Annotated in this window: 14 protein-coding genes and 3 pseudogenes; 10 read left to right on the top strand and 7 right to left on the bottom strand. The window is 69.5% G+C overall.

All coding sequences use genetic code 11. The annotated features are described in order from the left end of the window. Positions 1-244 precede the first annotated feature (244 nt). Positions 245-835: a DinB family protein gene (locus ACLQ2U_RS07125; RefSeq protein WP_425749728.1), complete on the top strand. Its 591-nt coding sequence runs from the start codon at positions 245-247 to the stop codon at positions 833-835. 121 nt (positions 836-956) lie between these two features. On the opposite strand, the gene ACLQ2U_RS07120 is transcribed toward ACLQ2U_RS07125, so the two are convergent. From ACLQ2U_RS07120 to ACLQ2U_RS07110, 3 genes and pseudogenes are all read right to left on the bottom strand, one after another. Then, complete coding sequence (locus ACLQ2U_RS07120) at positions 957-1835, bottom strand: RNA polymerase sigma-70 factor (RefSeq protein ID WP_425749727.1); 879 nt, start codon at positions 1833-1835, stop codon at positions 957-959. Beyond that, positions 1832-2422, bottom strand: a complete 591-nt coding sequence (locus ACLQ2U_RS07115) for a carboxymuconolactone decarboxylase family protein (protein WP_425749750.1) — start codon at positions 2420-2422, stop codon at positions 1832-1834. The genes ACLQ2U_RS07120 and ACLQ2U_RS07115 overlap by 4 nt, the downstream gene beginning before the upstream one ends. Before the next feature lie 60 nt (positions 2423-2482). Further along, positions 2483-2662, bottom strand: a pseudogene (locus ACLQ2U_RS07110) (IS1380 family transposase); the annotation flags it as partial. Positions 2663-2806: 144 nt separating this feature from the next. On the opposite strand from ACLQ2U_RS07110, the gene ACLQ2U_RS07105 reads away from it, so the two are divergent. From ACLQ2U_RS07105 to ACLQ2U_RS07090, 4 genes and pseudogenes are all read left to right on the top strand, one after another. Next, positions 2807-3595, top strand: coding sequence for a DinB family protein (locus tag ACLQ2U_RS07105; RefSeq protein ID WP_425749726.1), 789 nt, complete (start codon positions 2807-2809; stop codon positions 3593-3595). Positions 3596-3866: 271 nt separating this feature from the next. Then, positions 3867-4844, top strand: coding sequence for a phosphotransferase family protein (locus ACLQ2U_RS07100; RefSeq protein ID WP_425749725.1), 978 nt, complete (start codon positions 3867-3869; stop codon positions 4842-4844). A gap of 231 nt (positions 4845-5075) precedes the next feature. Continuing rightward, positions 5076-5735 carry an HAD family hydrolase gene (locus ACLQ2U_RS07095; protein ID WP_425749724.1) on the top strand — a complete coding sequence of 220 codons (660 nt, stop codon included), beginning with the start codon at positions 5076-5078 and terminating at the stop codon, positions 5733-5735. A 308-nt stretch (positions 5736-6043) separates the two neighbouring features. Continuing rightward, positions 6044-6622 (top strand): annotated as a pseudogene (locus ACLQ2U_RS07090) (transposase); the annotation flags it as partial. 168 nt (positions 6623-6790) lie between these two features. On the opposite strand, the pseudogene ACLQ2U_RS07085 reads toward ACLQ2U_RS07090, so the two are convergent. Further along, a pseudogene (locus ACLQ2U_RS07085) lies at positions 6791-7672 on the bottom strand (low temperature requirement protein A); the annotation flags it as partial. Between the two features lie 933 nt (positions 7673-8605). Between ACLQ2U_RS07085 and ACLQ2U_RS07080 the strand changes: the two are divergent. Continuing rightward, positions 8606-9820, top strand: coding sequence for a low temperature requirement protein A (locus ACLQ2U_RS07080; protein WP_425749723.1), 1215 nt, complete (start codon positions 8606-8608; stop codon positions 9818-9820). A gap of 318 nt (positions 9821-10138) precedes the next feature. Here ACLQ2U_RS07080 and ACLQ2U_RS07075 read toward each other — a convergent pair whose 3' ends face one another. Continuing rightward, positions 10139-10648, bottom strand: coding sequence for a hypothetical protein (locus tag ACLQ2U_RS07075; protein ID WP_425749722.1), 510 nt, complete (start codon positions 10646-10648; stop codon positions 10139-10141). Positions 10649-11053: 405 nt separating this feature from the next. Between ACLQ2U_RS07075 and ACLQ2U_RS07070 the strand changes: the two genes are divergently transcribed. Continuing rightward, positions 11054-11398: a VOC family protein gene (locus ACLQ2U_RS07070; RefSeq protein ID WP_109801669.1), complete on the top strand. Its 345-nt coding sequence runs from the start codon at positions 11054-11056 to the stop codon at positions 11396-11398. Between the two features lie 204 nt (positions 11399-11602). On the opposite strand, the gene ACLQ2U_RS07065 is transcribed toward ACLQ2U_RS07070, so the two are convergent. Then, entirely contained in the window at positions 11603-13576 is a 1974-nt protein-coding gene (locus ACLQ2U_RS07065; protein ID WP_425749721.1) for a potassium transporter Kup, read from the bottom strand. A gap of 522 nt (positions 13577-14098) precedes the next feature. Between ACLQ2U_RS07065 and ACLQ2U_RS07060 the strand changes: the two genes are divergently transcribed. The 3 genes from ACLQ2U_RS07060 to ACLQ2U_RS07050 all read left to right on the top strand — a co-directional run bounded on the left by ACLQ2U_RS07060 (position 14099) and on the right by ACLQ2U_RS07050 (position 16840). Continuing rightward, complete coding sequence (locus ACLQ2U_RS07060; protein WP_425749720.1) at positions 14099-15526, top strand: ATP-binding cassette domain-containing protein; 1428 nt, start codon at positions 14099-14101, stop codon at positions 15524-15526. Positions 15527-15736: 210 nt separating this feature from the next. Next, positions 15737-15925: a hypothetical protein gene (locus ACLQ2U_RS07055; RefSeq protein ID WP_425749719.1), complete on the top strand. Its 189-nt coding sequence runs from the start codon at positions 15737-15739 to the stop codon at positions 15923-15925. A 117-nt stretch (positions 15926-16042) separates the two neighbouring features. Continuing rightward, entirely contained in the window at positions 16043-16840 is a 798-nt protein-coding gene (locus tag ACLQ2U_RS07050; protein ID WP_425749718.1) for an alpha/beta fold hydrolase, read from the top strand. A gap of 392 nt (positions 16841-17232) precedes the next feature. On the opposite strand, the gene ACLQ2U_RS07045 is transcribed toward ACLQ2U_RS07050, so the two are convergent. Next, the gene (locus ACLQ2U_RS07045) at positions 17233-18168 is read right to left on the bottom strand and encodes a phosphotransferase family protein (protein WP_425749717.1); all 936 of its coding nucleotides are present in this window, start codon (positions 18166-18168) and stop codon (positions 17233-17235) included. Positions 18169-18205 lie beyond the last annotated feature (37 nt).

Genomic DNA, 18205 nt, shown 5'->3' with positions numbered 1-18205 from the left:
CGAAGGTCCGCCGGTTGCGCTCGAGAACTGACAACAGGGACTCGGCCTCGGTGGAAGCCGCCGACGGGGAAGGCTGTAGAGACGCTTCGCTCATGACCGGAGCATAGCCAGCCGCTCGTCTACCGCTCATCCGCAAAGTCGCGCGACCAGCGGCCAGATGAGGATGCCGACCGCTCCAGCCGGGCGCTGATCTTGCAGACGACACCCCGCACGATGGCTCGGCGCATAAGGAAGACTGGCGGGCATGGCTGACTTGGGCGATGCGAAGGCTGCGCTGCACCACTACCTCCAGGCGACTCGCGAAGACCTGATCTGGAAGCTCGACGGGCTGAGCGAACGCGAAGCCAGACTGCCCCGCACCGCGACCGGCAACAACCTGCTGGGAGTCCTCAAGCATTGCCTCAATGTCGAAGCCGGCTACTTCGGGCCCACATTCGGGCGCGAATTCCCGACGCCTGAGGAACTGGTCCCCATGCAGGCGTTCGAGGAGGACCCGCAGGCAGACTGGTACGCGCGCGAGGACGAGACGAAGGATGGGCTGATCGACCTGTATCGCCGTGTCGGGGTGTTCGCGGACCAGACGATCGAACAGCTACCGCTCGACGCGCCGGGGCAGGTGCCGTGGTGGCGGCCAGGTGGACAGGACGTGACGCTGCAAAGGATCATCGTCCACGTGACCTGCGACCTCGCCCGTCACGCCGGTCACGCCGACATCATGCGCGAGCAGCACGACACGGCGATCGGCCTGCGGCGGGAGAACACCAACATCCCCGACGACTATGACTGGCCGGCGTACGTCACCAAGCTGACGAAGCTGGCTGACCGCTTCGGATAGCCGCCCGGTCCCGTCGGCACAGTCGGTGAGTTCAGCATCCGCTCTTCGGCACGACAGCGCACTGCGCCGGGCGGGGCCAACGCGCGGACAGCGGCAGATGCGAGCATGCGTAAGCCTGGACTCACCGTCGAAGCTCGGCCACCTCGCCCAGCCGCTCGAGCTTGTGCGGGTTGCGGATCGCGTAGATTTGGGTGATCCGGCCGTCCTCGATGACGAACGACACGGCCGTGTCGTTCTCGCCGCCGGGGTCGATGCGCGCCGCGATGCCGCCGTTGAGGTCGACGATGAAAGCCCTGGCGCCGGGCGCGACCTCGGCGAAGCGGGCCATCACCGGGGCGAGCTTCGCGGCCCCGCGGACCGGCTTCGGGATTGTCGGGGCCAGGCCGCCGCCGTCGCCCACGACGAGCACGTCGGGAGCCAGCACCTCGAGCAGTCCGGGCACGTCGCCGGTGGTCAGCGCGGCGAGGAACCGCTCGACCACCTGCTCCTGCTCGGTGCGGCTCACCGACATCCGCGGCCGGCGCGCCGCCACGTGCTTGCGGGCCCGCGTCGCGATCTGGCGCACCGCCGCCGGCGACTTGTCCAGCGCCTCGGCGATCTCGTCGTACGGCACGTCGAAGACCTCGCGGAGCACGAAGACCGCGCGCTCCGTCGGTAGCAGCGTCTCGAGTACCGCCAGCATGGCGATCGACACGCTCTCCGCGAGCACGACGTCCTCGGCGACGTCCGGGCTGGTCAGCAGGGGCTCGGGCAGCCACTCGCCCACGTACTCCTCGCGCTGCCGCGCGAGCGTGCGCAGCCGGTTGAGGCAGAGCCGGGTCACGATCCGCACGAGGTACGCCCGGGGGTCCCGGACCTCGCAGCGCTCGGCGTCGACCAAGGCTGCCCACCGCAGCCAGGTCTCCTGCACCACGTCCTCGGCGTCGGCGACCGAGCCGAGCATCTCGTAGGCGACGGTGAACAGCAGGCTGCGGTGGGCGACGAAGGGGTCCTCGCTCATGACGCGGACGCTACTCCCGGTCGCTCGGCCAGCGGCTTTAAGCCGCACGCGGCGGCGAAGCCGTCGGACTCGATGCCGAGCGCCACGTTGCCACGCGTGCTCATGTTCGCGAATGCGATCACCGAGGTGAGCTCGACCACGGCGGGAGCTCCCAGCTCGGCGTGCAGCCGGTCCACCAGCTCGTCGGTCACGGTCGGCGGTGTCTGGCTCATCGCCTCGGCGTACTCCAGGACGTCCCGCTCCAGCGGAGTGAAGACGTCCGCCTCCCGCCACCGCGGGATCTCGCGCGCCTTCTCCACGTCGAGCCCCTTGTTGCGGGTCTCGAAGTAGTTGAAGTCCAGGCACCACGTGCAGCCGACTAGCGACGCGACCGCCATGTGGGCGAACGACTTCAGGCCCTCGTCGCAGGCGTCCCACTTCTGCAGCTTGCCGCCGAGGCCGAAGCTGGCGAACAGCACCTTGGGGTTGTGCCAGTAGACGCCCACCGCCGTCGGCACCTTGCCCAGTTTCTTCTCGATCATCCGCTTGATCAGCGCTCCCTTGACGCCGGTGATCTCGGCCGGGGGGATGCGGGTCGTGTGCTCCATGTCTCCTCCTGTGTCGGTGGCTGTGCCGACGGGTTGGTAGGTCGTCACGCCATGGAGACACCGGCCGGGCCGCGGATGTGACATCGAGCGGGAGAAACGACTGGTCTGTTCGTCGTAGACGGCGTCGGTGTACTCCATCGTGGTCCAGGCGTCCTCAGGGATCGAGGAGACCGCGGTCTTGACCTTGGCGTCCAAGCGCACGGTGACCGAGACGTCCGCGCCCGACTTGAGTGCCGCGGCCGGGGCGCAGCGGAATGACCTTCCGTACGGGCGAGCGGAACGCGGCATGTCCGGATGTCAACGGGACGGCGTAGAGAGTGGAACTCGTCTGGACCACGCTCGCGACGGCGGCGGCCTGTCGCCGGGTGCAGCTAGAGTCCGGCAATGGCTGACTTCACGGGGGACAACCTGAGCGGCTCGCGTTTCGAGCGTGTCGACCTGACCGATGCCGAGTTCCGTGCCGTCGACCTCTCCCGCGCCCGGTTCCGTGGCGTCGACTTGAGCGGGGTGGTGATGCGCGGCGTCGAGCTGGTCGACGTCCGGATCGACGGTGAGATCCAGAACCTTGTGGTCAACGGGGTCGACGTCGCGCCTCTCGTCAATGCGGAACTCGACCGGCGCGACCCCGTCCGAGCCAGGATGCGCCCCACCGACCCCGACGGCTTCCGGGAAGCGTGGGGCATCGTCGAGCGGCTCTGGGACGGCACCGTCGAGCGGGCTCGCGGCCTGGACCCTGGGCAGCTGCACGACTCGGTGGACGGCGAGTGGTCGTTCATCGAGACCCTGCGCCACCTGGTGTTCGCCACCGACGCGTGGGTGCGGCGGGCCATCCTCGGCGACCCCTCGCCGTGGGACACGCTCGACCTGCCGTGGGACGAGATGCCCGACACCCCGGGGATCCCGCGGGACCGCGAGGCCCATCCCTCGCTCGATGAGATCCTGGCGCTGCGCCGCGACCGGATGGCGACCGTGCGCACGGTGGTCGACGGCCTGACCGACGAGTCCCTGGCCAGGCGCACCGAGCCCGTCGAGGGGACCGGCTGGCCGCCGCCGGAAAGCTTCCCGGTACGCGAGTGCCTGCTGATCGTCCTGAACGAGGAGTGGCACCACCGGCAGTTCGCCGAACGGGACCTCGACGCCCTGCAGACAGGCGCGACACGGAAGGCGACCTGATCGACGTCGGATCGACTGCCCGGTCCTCGGCATGTTGGCCGCGCACCATCAGCGGCATAGAGGATGCCTAGCGGCCTTACGGCGCGGCTCCGCTCTGGCGCAGTGACGATCCGCCTCAGACGCCTGTGACCCAGCCGGCCGGGCATTGTCTCTTACGAGATCATCAGGCTGGCACGCGTGTCATGCAGGTCATGGCGGCCAGCGCGTTAACTCGATTGTGCGCCGCTGCTTGGCCTGGCAGCGTGACCGGTCGACCTGACGAGAGGCGACCATGACGCGGGTGTTCCTGCAGCCAGATGATCTGCACGACTTGGTGGCGGAGCAGTTCGGCTCCGACCGGCGGCTTGCTGGCCTGGACCGACTGACCGGCGGCAGCAAGAAGGGCGTCTACCGGCTTGGGCTGGACGACCAGACAACCGTGACGCTATACGTGTGGGCGGCGGGCGAGAACTACTGGCCACCGTCGCCCACTGTCCCGGACGACCCGTTCACCGACGCGTCGGGCGCGGACCTGTTCGCCGCTAACCACGCGGCGCTCACCGCAGCAGAAGTGCGTGTCCCGCATCTGATGATGCTCGACCGCGACGGCCGCTACCTCGACGCCGACATCGCGTTGGTCGAAGACGCCGGCGCGCTACGGCTGGAGGCGTTGATGGAACGCGATCCCGCCGCGGCCGCCACGCCGCTGTCCGCGCTCGGTGACGCCTTGCGCCGCATGCACACCACGCTCGGCCCGCACTATGGCAAGCTCGCGGCCATCGCCCTCGGCGAGGCGTCTCAGACTCGACGCACGGAGGACATCATCGTCGATCGCGCGCTCGGCCACCTTGACGCAGTAGCGGCCCGGGACGCCCGACTGGCCGATGCGCATCACCGGATCGCCGCCCACGTGCGCTACCTCCGGAGCGCGGTTACAGCACGCGGGGAATACGGGCTGGTACACGGTGAGCTCGGCCCTGATCACGTGCTCGTCACAACGGCCGGCGAAGCCGTCATGATCGACTTCGAGGGCCTGGCGTACTTCGACGTCGAATGGGACCACGCCTGGCTGCAGATGCGCTTCGGCGACACATACCCGGCGCTTCGTCCGGTCGAGCTCGATCCCCACCGGCTGGAGCTCTACCGATACGCGCAGACGCTGTCCCTGATCGAGGGGCCACTTCGCATCGCGGACACCGACTTCCCGGATCGGCAGTGGATGCTGGACTTGGCCGAGTGGAACATCATCAAGGCGCTCGCCGCAGCCTGACGCATCCTGCTCCCGCGACCTGCATGGCGTCTCTTCGGATGGAATGCCGCCTTCAATAAGCGGCGACTTACGCGGCGCTCGGCCGTCCCGCTTGAACGTCCGCTCATCGGCACGGCCGGAGGCTGAGCCTGCGCGTCTCCCGCTCACTGCTTGTGACGCGCGGTCCGCGGCATGAGCGCGCGTTGCTGCGCCCGAGTTCGCGCTGCCCCTGGCGGCCGGTAGCGTGCGACCGTGATCCGTGGAGCGGTGTTCTTTGATGTCGACGGGACGGTGGCACCGACCAGCAGCGGGCAGCACCTGGCGGAGTTCCTCGGCCATGCCAAGGTCATTCAAGAGGTGCAGGCCGGTTACGGCGCCGGCACCCTGAGCAGCCAGGAGGCTGCCGTCCTCGAAGCTCGTGGCTGGGCAACACGAACGCCCATGGAGGTGCGTGGGTTCCTGGAGTCGCTGCCGCTGGTAGACGGCATTGCCGAGACGGTTCTGTGGTGCCGCCGGCGCGGGCTGGCGCCCGTGCTGGCCACGCTGGCGTGGGACGTCGTGGGCGCCCATCTGTGCGACCGCTTCGGCTTCCATCGCGCTTGCGGACCGCGTCTGGAGCTGGTTGACGGCCGCTACAGCGGGGAGGTCGCCGAGCAGTTCGACGAGCTGAGCAAGCGCGACTTCGCGGTGAGCGTGGCCGCTGAGCTGGGCGTGGACCCGAAGCGTTGCGCGGCCGTCGGCGACGGTCGCTCGGACGTGCCGCTCTTCGCCGCGGTCGGGCTGGCCATCGCCTTCAATGCAACCCCGGCGGCTCGCGCAGCCGCCCACGTATCAGTCGACGGAACCGATCTGCGGGCCGTGCTGCCACTCCTCGGCGCATGGCTGAACGCCGCGCATACATCGTGGGAATGACGAGCGCGCCGAATTGCACCCGCAGACGGACGCCGGGCAGAGGCCACCGACCGTAGCTTCCCCATGTCGGGCCGCCGGGCTACCCATAGTGCCACTCCCGCTCGACGCACTGTTCTCGGCAGAAGCGGATAGGCCCGACCGCATCCGATCACCCCACGTTCACAGCGGGTAGCCAACGAGCCCAGGGGGTTGCGTCCCGCCGGGTGGTGTAGAAGCTGACCTGCTTCGGCGTGCCTCCGATATAGAGGTGGGTCATCGCGTGAGTCTCTGTGTGAACGACCAAGAACACGCAGAGGACGGAGTACGCGATGACCCTGGACCAGTCTGCCTTGTTGGAGGTGCTGGATGCACTCAAGGCAGCCGACGTGAACGACCGTGTCCGGCGGGCAGCCGAGACGATCTATCAGGCGTTGATCGAGGCGGAGTTGACCGCGGTGATCGGCGCCGCCCCGCATCAACGCGCCGAGGGTCGGGTGGCGCAGCGCAACGGCCACCGGCCGCGGACGTTGACGACGACGGCCGGGGATCTCGATTTGCGGATCCCGAAGCTGCGCACGGGTTCGTTCTTCCCGAGTCTGCTCGAGCGGCGCCGGCGGGTGGATCAGGCGTTGTTCGCGGTGGTGATGGAGGCCTACCTGCACGGCGTGTCCACGCGCAAGGTCGACGACCTGGTCAAAGCCCTCGGTGCGGACAGTGGGATCTCGAAGTCGGAGGTGTCGCGGATCTGCGCCGACCTCGACGAGGAAGTGGGGGCCTTCCGGGACCGGTCCCTGGCCACGGCGGCGTTCCCTTACGTGTTCCTCGACGCCACCTACTGCAAGGCGAGGGTCAACCGCAGGGTGGTGTCCCAGGCCATCGTGGTCGCCACCGGCGTGCGCTCCGACGGCTGCCCAGGTCCAGGAGCAGCGTCACCATGGTGTGCCGCAGGTCATGTAAGCGGATGCCGGGCAGCCCGGCCCGCTCCCGGAGGCCAGCGAAGTGCCGGTTTCCACATGATGCGCGACACTCCCGCCGATCGTGACGTTGACGGGGAGAGTGGCGCTCGGCGGTCCTGGTCACGTGTTGCTGGGGCGGTGGGGACCTGGTGGGGAGATCGGTGCGGGGTGCCGTCGTCCACGAATGTTGTCGGCGATGACGATGCCGGTGAGGACTGCGCCGGTAGCGAAGGCGTTGACGAGCGGTGGCAGGAGCAGCATCGGCGGCAGGAGGCAGGCGAGCGTGATCAGCCCGATGACGCGGCTTCTGGAGACGCGGCCGAACACCAGGTACTGCAGGAGGGTCCGACCGGTAAGGAACAGCGCGGTACCGCCGAGGATGGTGACGGTCGCGGTCGCGCGTGGATGGCCGAACGGGTCGTCGATGACCAGTTGGGCGCCGACCGAGGTGACGACGAGGCCGGCGATCATGACCAGGTGTGCGTAGGACACCAGGGTGCCGAGCCGGTCGGGGTTGGCTGAGGCCTTGATGGCCGGTCCGATGTCTTCTCCGGCACGGAAAATGTAGATCCGCCAGATCAATGCTGTGCCGGCGAATGTCACCACGAACGCCACGGTCTGGTCGGTGGAAAAGCCGCGACCGGTGAGGCTCGATCCGATGGCCAGAATGACTTCGCCGAGGGCGATGACGAACAGTGCTCGGTGGCGGTCGGCCATGTACTCGCCGCCGGGCGGCAAGTCCCCACCGGCCAGGCGTTTGAGTCCTGGCAGGGGGTAGCTGAACCACCGTGCGACGTAGATGAGGACAACCGCGAGCGTCCACAGCGCCGTACGTGTTGTGCTCGAGGCGACCGCCCCGATAAGCCAGGGCACTCCGGTGGCGGCATGCCAGATCGCCGCCCGTCCAGCAACATGTAGCAGCTCGTGGCCCCGCAACAGGACTACGAGGAACAGACTGCGGCCGATCTGGATGGCAAGGTAGGTGACCGCGAAGATCAGGCCGGTCTTGCCGAGAGTTGTTCAAAGTTTCTGTACGTCTTCAAGGCGGCCCTGAACGGGTCGCACGCGCCGCCGCCTGGGAGCGCGCTTCTGCCGCTGCCGCTGTCGCTCTGCGGCCGTCACGCCGGATGCCCGGCGGCTGGTGCGGAGAGCGGGAAGCCCCGAGGGCCACCGCAGAACGGCCGAATATCCTTTCCGAGGCGAGCCTTGCCGTTCACGTGAGTGAAGAGGAGATCTTTTGCGCCAGGCAGATCTGAAAGGTGCTCGTCCATTATGGCCTGGTAGAACCGGCAATCGCTATCCCCTTCACAAAGGATAACCCCGGCAGATCTGCCCAAGCCTGCGTCCCACGCCCAAAGGACGCCATTTAAAGACGAATGGTCAGCCAGGCAGCAAGAAGGCAGCGAGCGCGTCGACAGCCCCTGACGACCGGTGCCACTAGACCGTTAGCAACCTGCGCAACTCAGCAACAGATGACTAGGGACGATCTTCACCAGTAGCCCGCGACCGCGTTCGGGACGAAGAGGTGATGGGTCGTGATCGGGGCACCCTGCGACTTAAACAAGAGCTGAGGCGGGTAACCCGGTCTCCGCTTCCTCAGGCCGGACGCGCACCCACCCGAGACCGGCGTGGACGAGTGCTAGTGCTAGCCGCCGCACGAGGAGCAGCGCCTGCCGTCCGTCGGTGTCCACTTCTACATCCAGGTGCCAACGCCCGTCGCCCGTGCCGGCGCCCGTGACGCTGCCCTCGTCGCCGAGGGTTTGCTCAAGGAGGTCTTCGACGTCGTCTCGATCGACCGCGCCAGGAAGGGCTGATCTCCGATGCGGCATGACGGCGTCGGCGGCCCCTGAGAACTCCTGGAGGGGCTCGCAGTGGTGCGACGCGTGGTACGACTGATGGCACAGATAGCGCAAAGGCGACAGAACGGGCGCGCCGATGACCGCCGGCAACACGAGCGACCTGCTGCGTGATCAGGCCGAACCGCAGCGCGCGACATACGTCGAGCTCTTCTTCGACGTCATCTTCGTCTTCGCGCTGACCCGGCTGTCGCACACCCTGTTCAACGACCTCACCTGGTCGGGCGCCCTGCACACCGTGATCCTGTTGTCCGCGTTCTGGTGGGTCTGGGTCATGACCGCCTGGACCACGAACCGCCTAGACCCCGCCCAACCGGCGATCCAACTCGTGATCATCCCCATCATGCTCGGCACCCTGATCATGGCAGGCGCGATACCCGAGGCGTTCGGCGAAGACGGCATGATCTTCGCCGCCGCCTACGTCATCATCCAGGTCGGTCGGGCCTTCGTCGTCACGGTCGCGATGCGCGGCCGGGAGGTAGCGATCGGCTCGCTGCAGCAACTCATCTGGTCCGCCTTCTCGGGAGCGCTGTGGATCGCGGGCGCACTCACCGAGGGCAGCATCCGCGTGGTGGTGTGGATCCTCGCGGCGGGCCTCGGCTACACGATGACCCGGCTGGAGTTCCGGCTGCCCAAACTTGGACCGGCCCGGATCACCCTGCAGAGGGTCTCCGCAGCGCATCTCGCCGAGCGATACCAGCAAATCATGATCATTGCATTCGGCGAGACGATCCTGGCAGCAGGCGGAGAGTTCGCCGCGCTCGGTTTCGAGCGGGACCGGGTGATCGCGTTCGTGCTGGCGTTCGCGATTACCACGCTGCTGTGGCGGATTTACTTCTACCGGGCGGGGCTGCTACTCCCGACCGTGATCGCAACGAGCACCACGCCGGCGGTGTTCATTCAGTCCGCCTCGTACGCCCACCTGCTGATGGCCGGGGGCATCGTACTCAGCGCGGTCGGCGACGCGATCATCATCAACCACCCGTTCGCCGAGCCCAACCTGGTTTGGTCCGCCGTCATCCTCTGCGGGCCGGCGATCTACTTGGCCGGCCGGGCCCGGCTCGATTACCTGTCATTCAGCCGGGTCGCCCTGTCACGAGTGATCGGGCTGCCCCTGCTGGTCGTGCTAGCGCCCGTGGTCGCGTTCTTGCCACCGATCCTGATCGCGGTGGTGGCCATCGTCATCCTCACCGCGATCGCCGCGTCGGACGCTGTCTCCTGGCGATTCCGCCCCAGCAAGCCCACCCCGCCACCACCGTCCCGCAGGTGGCCTCTACGCGCAGAGGGTCCATAGCTGCGCGGTGCGCGTGGGCAAGTGCAGCCGGCGTAGGCGGCGAGCACAAGTCCCACGGCAGCTCCGGTCAGGTTGCGCCAGGCCACCCGGCCCCAGCCGGCAGCGCCTATCCGCGCGGCCAGCGCCACGAATCAGTAGAAAGTCAGCGAACGCCGTGAAACGTCACCGACGTCAATGGCCACAGCCGGCGAGACGCCGAGGGCAGGACCACAGGAAAGAGCACCCGCCGACACTGGCCGACGAAGCTGACCAGGCTCCCCCCGCTGGGGGTCGTCCCTTTGGCCGGGGACCTTTCCGCGGCAGGTCACGGCGGCTCCTTCACGTCGACCGGGCGCGAAAAAGCACCACCGCCGCAGCGAGGAGACAGCCCAGGTGACAGATCACCGTGGCAAGGAGGAACGGAAAGTACCACCACCCGTAGAGGTCATGGGTGTACTGCTGGTGCGCGAGATCGACCGGCGCGACGAGCGGCGTGCAGAGGACGATCACGACGATCAGCGCCGCGGCCGGGAGCGCCAGCCCGATGTGTTCGTCGTGGTAGGCCCACCCCCGAAGCAGATAACCCAGCGCTGCGGTGGTGAGGAAGAGGGCGGTTAGGGCGTAGCCGAGCAGGACCAGAGGCGCGGACTGTTCACCGGCCTCGCCGGTGAAGGGGAACGCGCGCTCCTGCGACACCGCTGAGGCCAGAATCTCGTCCATCCGGGCGACCAGCACCGCGGTCGCCACCACCGCCGTCCCGGCCAGGGCGGTCGCCAGCCAGACCAGCCCCAGGCCCACACCGCGAGCGCGACGGGTTGCCCGAGGGGACGCCGGGACGATGGCGGACACCCGTCGACGCTAACAGGGCCCCGCCTGCCCGGCTCGCAGCTGCGAGCGAACCATGCCCGGGCGGAGAGGCTTCCCGCAGGACGAGGAGGACAAGCAAGATCATCGGGCACACGCCGGGCACAACTGACGCCGACAAGGGCTGTCAACCGCTGTAAGCCAACGCAAAACTTCCCCAGGTCAGAACGCCGATCCGCCCGATATGAGATGATCCTCGCCCCGCCGAAGGGGTTCCGGGTTCGAGTCCCTGGCGGCCCACTCTTCACCGCCGCTGAGCTGCGACAACGCCGCGAAGAGATCATCGGGCACCTGGCCCCCGGGTACTGACAGTTGGGGCGGCGCGAGCGGCGGCGGTATTTCTGGCGAGATCGGCGTTGCCACGTCGGGCCTCAGCATTATGGTCGGTGAATGATCAATGGTGCTCATGTGATCATCTACAGCCGCGACCCAGAGGCGGACCGCGCCTTCTTCCGGGACACCCTCGGCTACCACCACGTCGACGCCGGCCATGGCTGGCTCATCTTCAAGCTCCCGCCGGCCGAGCTCGCCATGCACCCGACCGAGGGCGAGCCGGCCCACGAGCTCTTCCTCATGTGCGACGACGTCGCGGCGACCATGGCCGACCTGGCCGCGAAGGGCGTCGAGTTCACGATCCCGGTCACCGAGGAGCGGTGGGGGCTGCGCACCGCGCTGCGGCTGCCCGGTGGCGGCGAACTCGGTCTCTACGAACCGCGCCACCCGGTCGCAATCTGACGCGCCGGCTTGGCGGCTCGCCGAGGCCGACGGAAGGGCAACCCAGGCAGCAAGAAGGCAGCGAAACCCATAGCAACAACCGTGGCCAGGTATCACCAGATGGCCGCAACCCTGCGCGTGTCGACAGTCCCTGCCACCCAGCCGGAGCCGGCACTCGGTTCCTGTACGCGCGTCAGGCCGCTCGCCGCAGCTGTTCGGACGGGCTCAGACGGGGACTTCGGCGCTGAGGACGATGGTGCGCTCCTCAGGCAGGTGAAGGAACTCGGCATGGCTGGCGGCGTTGTGGGCGAGGGCGATGAACAGGCGTTTACGCCAGATGGCCATGCCGGGCTGGCGGGTGCACCGCAGAGTGATCCTCGAGACGAAGTAGGAGACCTGGTCGAGGTCGATCCCTTTGGCGAGGGGGTGGGTGGCGGCGCGGCGCAGGACCTCGGGGAAGTCGGTGGGGTCTTGAAAGCCGAAGACGGCGGTGATGTGGATGATGCCGTCATTCGGGTCGCCGAGATCGTCGATGCTCAGTCGCTGCTCCCATGGAATGTGCGGGACGTTGGCGGTGCGACCGGTAATGATCACGATTCTGTCGTGGCGAACGTGGTTGTGCGCGACGTTCGCGCGTAGTGCCAGGGGGGTTGTCTCCTTGTTCGGGTGGGGGAACACCGCGGTGCCCGGCACCCAGGGGATGTTCGTGGCGTGCAGGGTGTCGATGAAGGCGCGGAGCGGTCCTTCGCGTTCGGTCCGCCGGGCGGTGACCAGCTCGGCTCCGCGCCGCCACGTCAGCAAGACTGTGAACAGGATGATCGCGATGAGCAGCGTCAGCCAGCCGCCGTGGGTGACCTTGGCCAGGTTCGCGGTGAAGAAGGTCAGCTCGATGCTGCCAAAGACGAACCCGAACAGCGCCAGCTGCCAGGTGGTCCAGTGCCACCGCGCCCGCGCGACGACGAGGAACAGGGTCGTGGTGATCAGGAATGTGCCGGTGACTGCCACCCCGTAGGCGGCGGCAAGGTTCGTTGATGAGCCGAACGCGAACGTCACTAGCAAGACTGCCGCGAACAGGCTCCAATTCACTCCGGGCGCGTAGATCTGCCCGTACTCGCGGCGGGAAGTCTGTCGGATGCGCAGGTGCGGCAGGAAGCCCAGCCGCATGGCCTCCCGGGACACCGAGAACGCCCCGGAGATCACTGACTGGGATGCGATCACGGTGGCCACGGTGGCCAGGATGACCATCGGCAGCTGCGCCCAGTCTGGTAGCAGGAGGAAGAACGGATTTTCCCGGCTGTCCGGTGCCCGGAGGATCAACGCGCCTTGGCCGAGGTAGTTGAGTGTCAACGCGGGAAACACGATCGCGAACCAGGCCCGGCGGATCGGGGCGCGGCCGAAGTGGCCCATGTCGGCGTAGAGCGCTTCGGCGCCGGTGATGGCCAGCACCACGGCGCCCATCGCGATGAACGCGATGACCGGGTGGTCCACGACGAACAGGGCCGCGTACGTCGGTGACAGCCCGGCCAGAACGCTCGGGTGACGTATGACCTCGGCCGCGCCGGCGACGCCCAGACAGGCGAACCACAGCAGCATGATCGGCCCGAACACGGCCCCGACCCGTCCGGTGCCCCACCGCTGGATGGCGAACAGCAGGGTGAGGACCACCGCGGACACCGGCAGCACCACCACCGCCCACCGCGGCGATATGACCTCCAGCCCTTCCACCGCCGACAACACCGAGATCGCCGGGGTGATCACACTGTCGCCGTAAAACAGGGCAGCGCCCAGCGCCCCAAGCGCCAACACCGTAGCGGCGCGCCTTTCGCTGGCCTTGAGCAGCGCCCTTCGAGCGAGGGCCGCCAGGGCCATCACTCCGCCCTCGCCCTCGTTGTCGGCCCGCAGGATGAAGATGACGTACTTGACCGACACGATCAGGATGATCGACCAGAAGACCCATGAGATAACGCCGAACACGTCGGGAGCGTCCGGTGTCAGACTGCGGTCGAGGGTGAAGACGGTCTTCAGCGCGTACAGCGGGCTGGTGCCGATATCGCCGTACACGACACCCAACGCGCCCAGCAGCAACCCCAGCCCCGCCGTCGGGCGACCCGCCAGCGATGTCTGGGACGCGGTCCCACCATCCTCGGTTGGCCCCTCGCCGCCTACCGCAGACTGCTCGTCGTTCGCACGCTCCGCCACCCCACAGGCATACCAACGCCCAGCCGCTCCTGCCCCGGACTCCGAACTTTGGTCATGCCAGCTTTGAGGGGCAGAGCGCCGGAGGGGGCGGCCAACCGCGCCCGCGAGCTGGGTCAGGCCGTCGCCAGGCCGTCATGCGATGAACAGCGCTGCCTAAAGACGACCAGTGCAGACGGCCCCTGCCCAGGTTGCGGACGTGCGGCGGGGTTCCAAGGCTGAGTAGAAGCGTTAAGCAGGTGTGCCGGAGATCGTGAAGCCGGATCTCAGGGAGTCCTGCCCGGCCTCGGACGCTGTAGAAGTGCCGGGTCAGGTGTCAACGGCGGCTGAACTTGAACCCCCGGGCGGCGGGTGAAAATTGACCCCCTCGTCGTGTGGGTTGGTGGTTAGTCGTTGGTTGGTGCTGCGGGGACGCGGCCGAGGTCGCGGTCTTTGAGGCGGTAGCTGTCGCCGCTCGCCGGCGCGGACGAGCCGGACGCCGGCACCGTCGTCCGCCCACCGGACCTGGGGTTCCTGCATCAGGAGATGCCGTTCGACCCCGCCGCCACGATCGCCGACGTGCTGGACGACGCGCTGCGCGAGGCCCGCGAGTGCCTGGCCGCCCTGGACCGGCTCACCGGTGCGCTCGCCACCACCCCGGAGGACTCGCCGGCCCACGCTGGACTGCTCATCGAGTACGGCGAGCACCTGGACCGTGCCCAGGAGACCGACGCCTGGGACGCCGACCGGCGGGCCGGGCTGGTGGTGGCCGGGCTCGGCCTCGGCGAGATCCCGCACGACCGTACGCTCGCCTCGATCTCCGGCGGCCAGCGTGGCCGGCTCGGGCTGGCCGCGCTGCTGATCCGCCGTCCCTCGGCACTGCTGCTGGACGAGCCCACCAACCACCTGGACGACGCCGCGGCGGTCTTCCTCGAGGAGCAGCTGCGCGCGCTGCCCGGCGTCGTCGTCCTGGCCAGCCACGACCGGGCGTTCCTCGACGCGGTCTGCACGGACCTGATCGACCTCGACCCGGCGGTGGACGGCCCGACCCGCTACGGGGGCAACTACACCGACTACCAGGCGGAGAAGCGCGCGGAGCGGGACCGCTGGCAGCGGCGGTTCGCCGAGGAGCAGGAGGAGCTGCGCCGGTCGGTCGCGGTGACCGCGCACCAGGTCGCGCCGGGCCGCGCCCGACGGGACAGCGAGAAGATGGGGTACGGCCACACCACCGGCCGGGTGCAGAACCAGATCTCGCGACGGGTACGCAACGCCGGCCGCCGCCTCGACGAGCGGGAACGTGACCAGGTCCGCAAGCCGCCGGAGCCGCTGCGGTTCCGGGCCCCCGCGCTCGCCACCACGGTCGCCGACGGGCTGCTGGTGTCGTTGCGCGACGTCCGGGTGCCCAGCCGGCTCGCCCTCGACCGGCTGGACGTGTCGGCCACCGACCGGTTGCTGGTCACCGGGGCGAACGGGACAGGGAAGTCGACGCTCCTCGCGGTGCTGGCCGGGCGGCTGACGCCGGCCGGCGACCTGCACCGGCGGCGTGGGCTGCGGGTGGGCCTGCTGGCGCAGGACACCGTCTTCGACCGGTCGGACCGCACCGCACAGGAGACCTACGAACAGGCGCTCGGCGCCACGCGCGCCGAGTCCGTACCGCTGCGCTCCCTCGGCCTGATCGCCGCGCGCGACCTGGGCCGGCCGGTCGGCGAGCTGTCGGTCGGCCAGCGGCGCCGGCGTCGCCCTGGCGCTGCTGGTGGCCGACCCACCCGAGCTGCTGCTGCTGGACGAGCCCACCAACCACCTGTCGCCGCGGCTCTCCGACGAGCTGGAGGAGGCCCTGGGCACCGGCCCCGGCGCGGTGGTGGTGGCCAGTCACGACCGCTGGTTGCGGTCCCGCTGGGCGGGCCGGCAGGTCGGGCTGTGAACACCCGGCCCGGGAATAATGGGCGCTTCGCCGTCGGTGGATCCGGCTAGGCTGCCCGCCGCTGACGACGACACGCCGGGGGTCTGGATGTCCGACGGCCGGATGTCGACCAGTTCGACGAAGGCCACGCCGAGCCAGGCCACGGCTAGGCCGATCCAGCCGTACCGCCCGACCGGACGCTCGGCCCGGGCCGTGACCGTCTCCGCGTCCGACACCCTCGCCATCATGGCGGACGGCGGCGACCGCCTCGTGCTGCGGCCGTGGTCCACCGACGAGATCGCCGCCGCGTACGCGAGGTGGTCGCGGACGTCGACCCGACCAACCCGGCCTCGGTCCGGGTGCTCGATAAGGCCGGCCTGCACAGGTCCGGCACCGACGGGCACTCGGCGCGCGCGGACGGGCCGGTCGACCGGTACGCGATCACCGCCGCGGAGCTGTCCCGGCGGTGACCCCGGTGCCGGCTCGGCGGTCCGCCCGACGGGCCGGCACTTCCGACCCACCGGCGTGGCGCGGGCACCGGTGGCCCGGCTGCGCGAGGCTGTCGGGACGAACCGAAGGGGGCTGCCGTGAGCTACGCGGACGTCAACGGGCTGCGCCTCTGGTACGAGATCCACGGCGCCGGGCCGCCGCTGGTGCTGCTGCACGGCGGGTACGGCGCGGTGGAGATGTTCGCCCCGATCCTGCCGGCCCTCGCCGCGCGACGCCAGGTGATCGGCGTCGACCTGCAGGGGCACGGGCGCACCGCCGACGTCGACCGTCCGCTGCGGTACGAGTCGATGGCCGACGACGTCGTCGCGCTGATCCGCCATCTGGGCCTGCCGGCGGTGGACGTGCTGGGCTACTCGCTCGGCGGCGGCGTCGCCCTGCGTACCGCGATCCAGCATCCCGGGCTGGTCCGCCGGCTGGTGCTGGTCTCCACGCCGTGCCGGCGGCAGGGCTGGTACCCGGAGGTGCTCGCCGCCATGGCCACCCAGGACGAACAGGTCGGTGAGCAGATGCGCGGCACGCCCCCGCACCAGCTCTACGCGCGGCTGGCGCCGCGACCGGAGGACTGGCCGCGGCTCTGGGCCAAGGGCGGTGACCTGCTGCGCCGCGAGTACGACTGGTCGGCCGAGGTGGCCACCCTCGCCGTGCCCACCATGCTGGTCTATGCCGACGCCGACTCGATCCCGGTCACCCACATGGCGGAGTTCTTCGGGCTGCTCGGCGGCGGTCACCGGGACGCCGGCTGGGACGGCACCGACCGTCCGGCCGCCCGGCTGGCCGTGCTGCCCGGCCTGACCCACTACGACGTCGTCGCCGCACCGGCCGTGCCGGCAGCCGTCCTGCCGTTCCTCACCCACGAGGTCCGCCCGCCCGTCTGAGCCGTGCGGCATCAGGTGCCGCCCGCCGGCGTGTCGCGTGGGGCGACCGGGTGTCTGTCGTACGTGATGACTCACAGGGCTATTTGTGCCTCTGAGTCATCACGCTCGACCGGACGTTCCTTTCCGGCGGCGTCACTTTCCGTGCTCGACTGCCGGTCAGGCCCGTCCCGCCCCGCGGGTCGGTCGACCGGGCCGTCAGGAGCCGGTCGGTCCAGGCCGGTCCAGCCAGCCCCGGTCAGGGCCCGCCGGGCCGGCGCGCCGACCCCGGCGGGATGTCCATGGCTGCCACGGTCGTATCTCCTCCCGGACGGCTGGCTACCCGATGGTGTCACGGGCGAGCCGCGCCGGCCCGGCGTGGCACCGGTCCGGGCGGATGGCGGCTCCCGGCCCGGTCAGCGCAGCCGCTGCCGGATCCAGGGCAGCAGCGCGTCGGCCTGGGCCTGCTGGAATGCCCGGATGGTGGGGATGCTCCGCGGCGCCGGACGCCGGGCCATATCGGTGAAGAAGCCCGCCAACCCGGCGTAGACGCCGGTGAGGGCGTCCGGGTCCACGTCGGCGGTGAGCGGCAGCCGGCGCAGCAGGGCCTCGGTGTCGTGCCCGCCGTGCAGCCGGACGTTGACCAGCAGCAGGGCGGTGTCCAGCCAGGCCGGCCCGCGGCAGGCCCACGGCCAGTCGACCACGGCGACCCGGCCGGTCGCGTCGACGAGCAGGTTGTCGGCCCGGACGTCGACGTGGCAGAGGGTGTCCCCGGCCAACGCGGCGACGCCCCGGTCGGCGGCGTCGCGAAGTTCGTCCAGATGGGACCAGGCCCACGGGTCGAGATCGGCGGGCGGGTCGGCGGCGATCCGGCGCCAGCCGGTCAGGTCGTATGTCAACTGCTCGGTGGCGGTCGGTGCGTGCGGGACCGGGCTCGGCGTGAGCGCGCCGGCCATCGTCTCCAGCACGCGCAGCACCGCGGTCAACTCGCCGGTCCGCCACGGCGTCACCGGGTGCCGGCCGTCGACGTCGGTGAGGACCAACGCCACCCAGTCGCCGTCGTCGTGGCAGCCCAGCAGCCGGGGTGTCGGAGCGTACGCCGGTAGGGCGGCCGTGTTGCGCGCCTCCGTGCGGTGCATTCCGGGGCTGTCCTGGTTCTGGGCCGGGCTGACCGCCTTGACGAAGGCGCGCCGTCCGCTGGCGGTGCGGACCCGGTCGGCGGAGCCGGGGGACCAGCCACCCGGCTGCGACACCGCCTTGACCACCCGGTCGCCGAGGATCTCCTCCACGGCGGACCGGACGTGGTCGGGCAGGTCGGTCCAGCCGATCCGGGTCTTCACCAGCTCACGCATCCGTCCACGGTGGGCCGGTCCCGGGCGTCGGGCAAGC

The sequence above is a fragment of the Micromonospora sp. DT47 genome (assembly GCF_049844475.1).
Taxonomy (GTDB): Bacteria; Actinomycetota; Actinomycetes; order Mycobacteriales; family Micromonosporaceae; genus Micromonospora.
The sequence above is the reverse complement of the archived record's forward strand: the minus strand, read 5'-3'. Positions and strand labels throughout refer to the sequence as shown.

Coding starts and splice junctions, on each gene's coding strand:
- ACLQ2U_RS07125 (WP_425749728.1), top strand. CDS start 245: ATGGCTGACTTGGGCGATGCGAAGGCTGCGCTGCACCACTACCTCCAG.
- ACLQ2U_RS07120 (WP_425749727.1), bottom strand. CDS start 1,835: ATGAGCGAGGACCCCTTCGTCGCCCACCGCAGCCTGCTGTTCACCGTC.
- ACLQ2U_RS07115 (WP_425749750.1), bottom strand. CDS start 2,422: ATGGAGCACACGACCCGCATCCCCCCGGCCGAGATCACCGGCGTCAAG.
- ACLQ2U_RS07105 (WP_425749726.1), top strand. CDS start 2,807: ATGGCTGACTTCACGGGGGACAACCTGAGCGGCTCGCGTTTCGAGCGT.
- ACLQ2U_RS07100 (WP_425749725.1), top strand. CDS start 3,867: ATGACGCGGGTGTTCCTGCAGCCAGATGATCTGCACGACTTGGTGGCG.
- ACLQ2U_RS07080 (WP_425749723.1), top strand. CDS start 8,606: ATGACCGCCGGCAACACGAGCGACCTGCTGCGTGATCAGGCCGAACCG.
- ACLQ2U_RS07070 (WP_109801669.1), top strand. CDS start 11,054: ATGATCAATGGTGCTCATGTGATCATCTACAGCCGCGACCCAGAGGCG.
- ACLQ2U_RS07060 (WP_425749720.1), top strand. CDS start 14,099: ATGCCGTTCGACCCCGCCGCCACGATCGCCGACGTGCTGGACGACGCG.
- ACLQ2U_RS07045 (WP_425749717.1), bottom strand. CDS start 18,168: ATGCGTGAGCTGGTGAAGACCCGGATCGGCTGGACCGACCTGCCCGAC.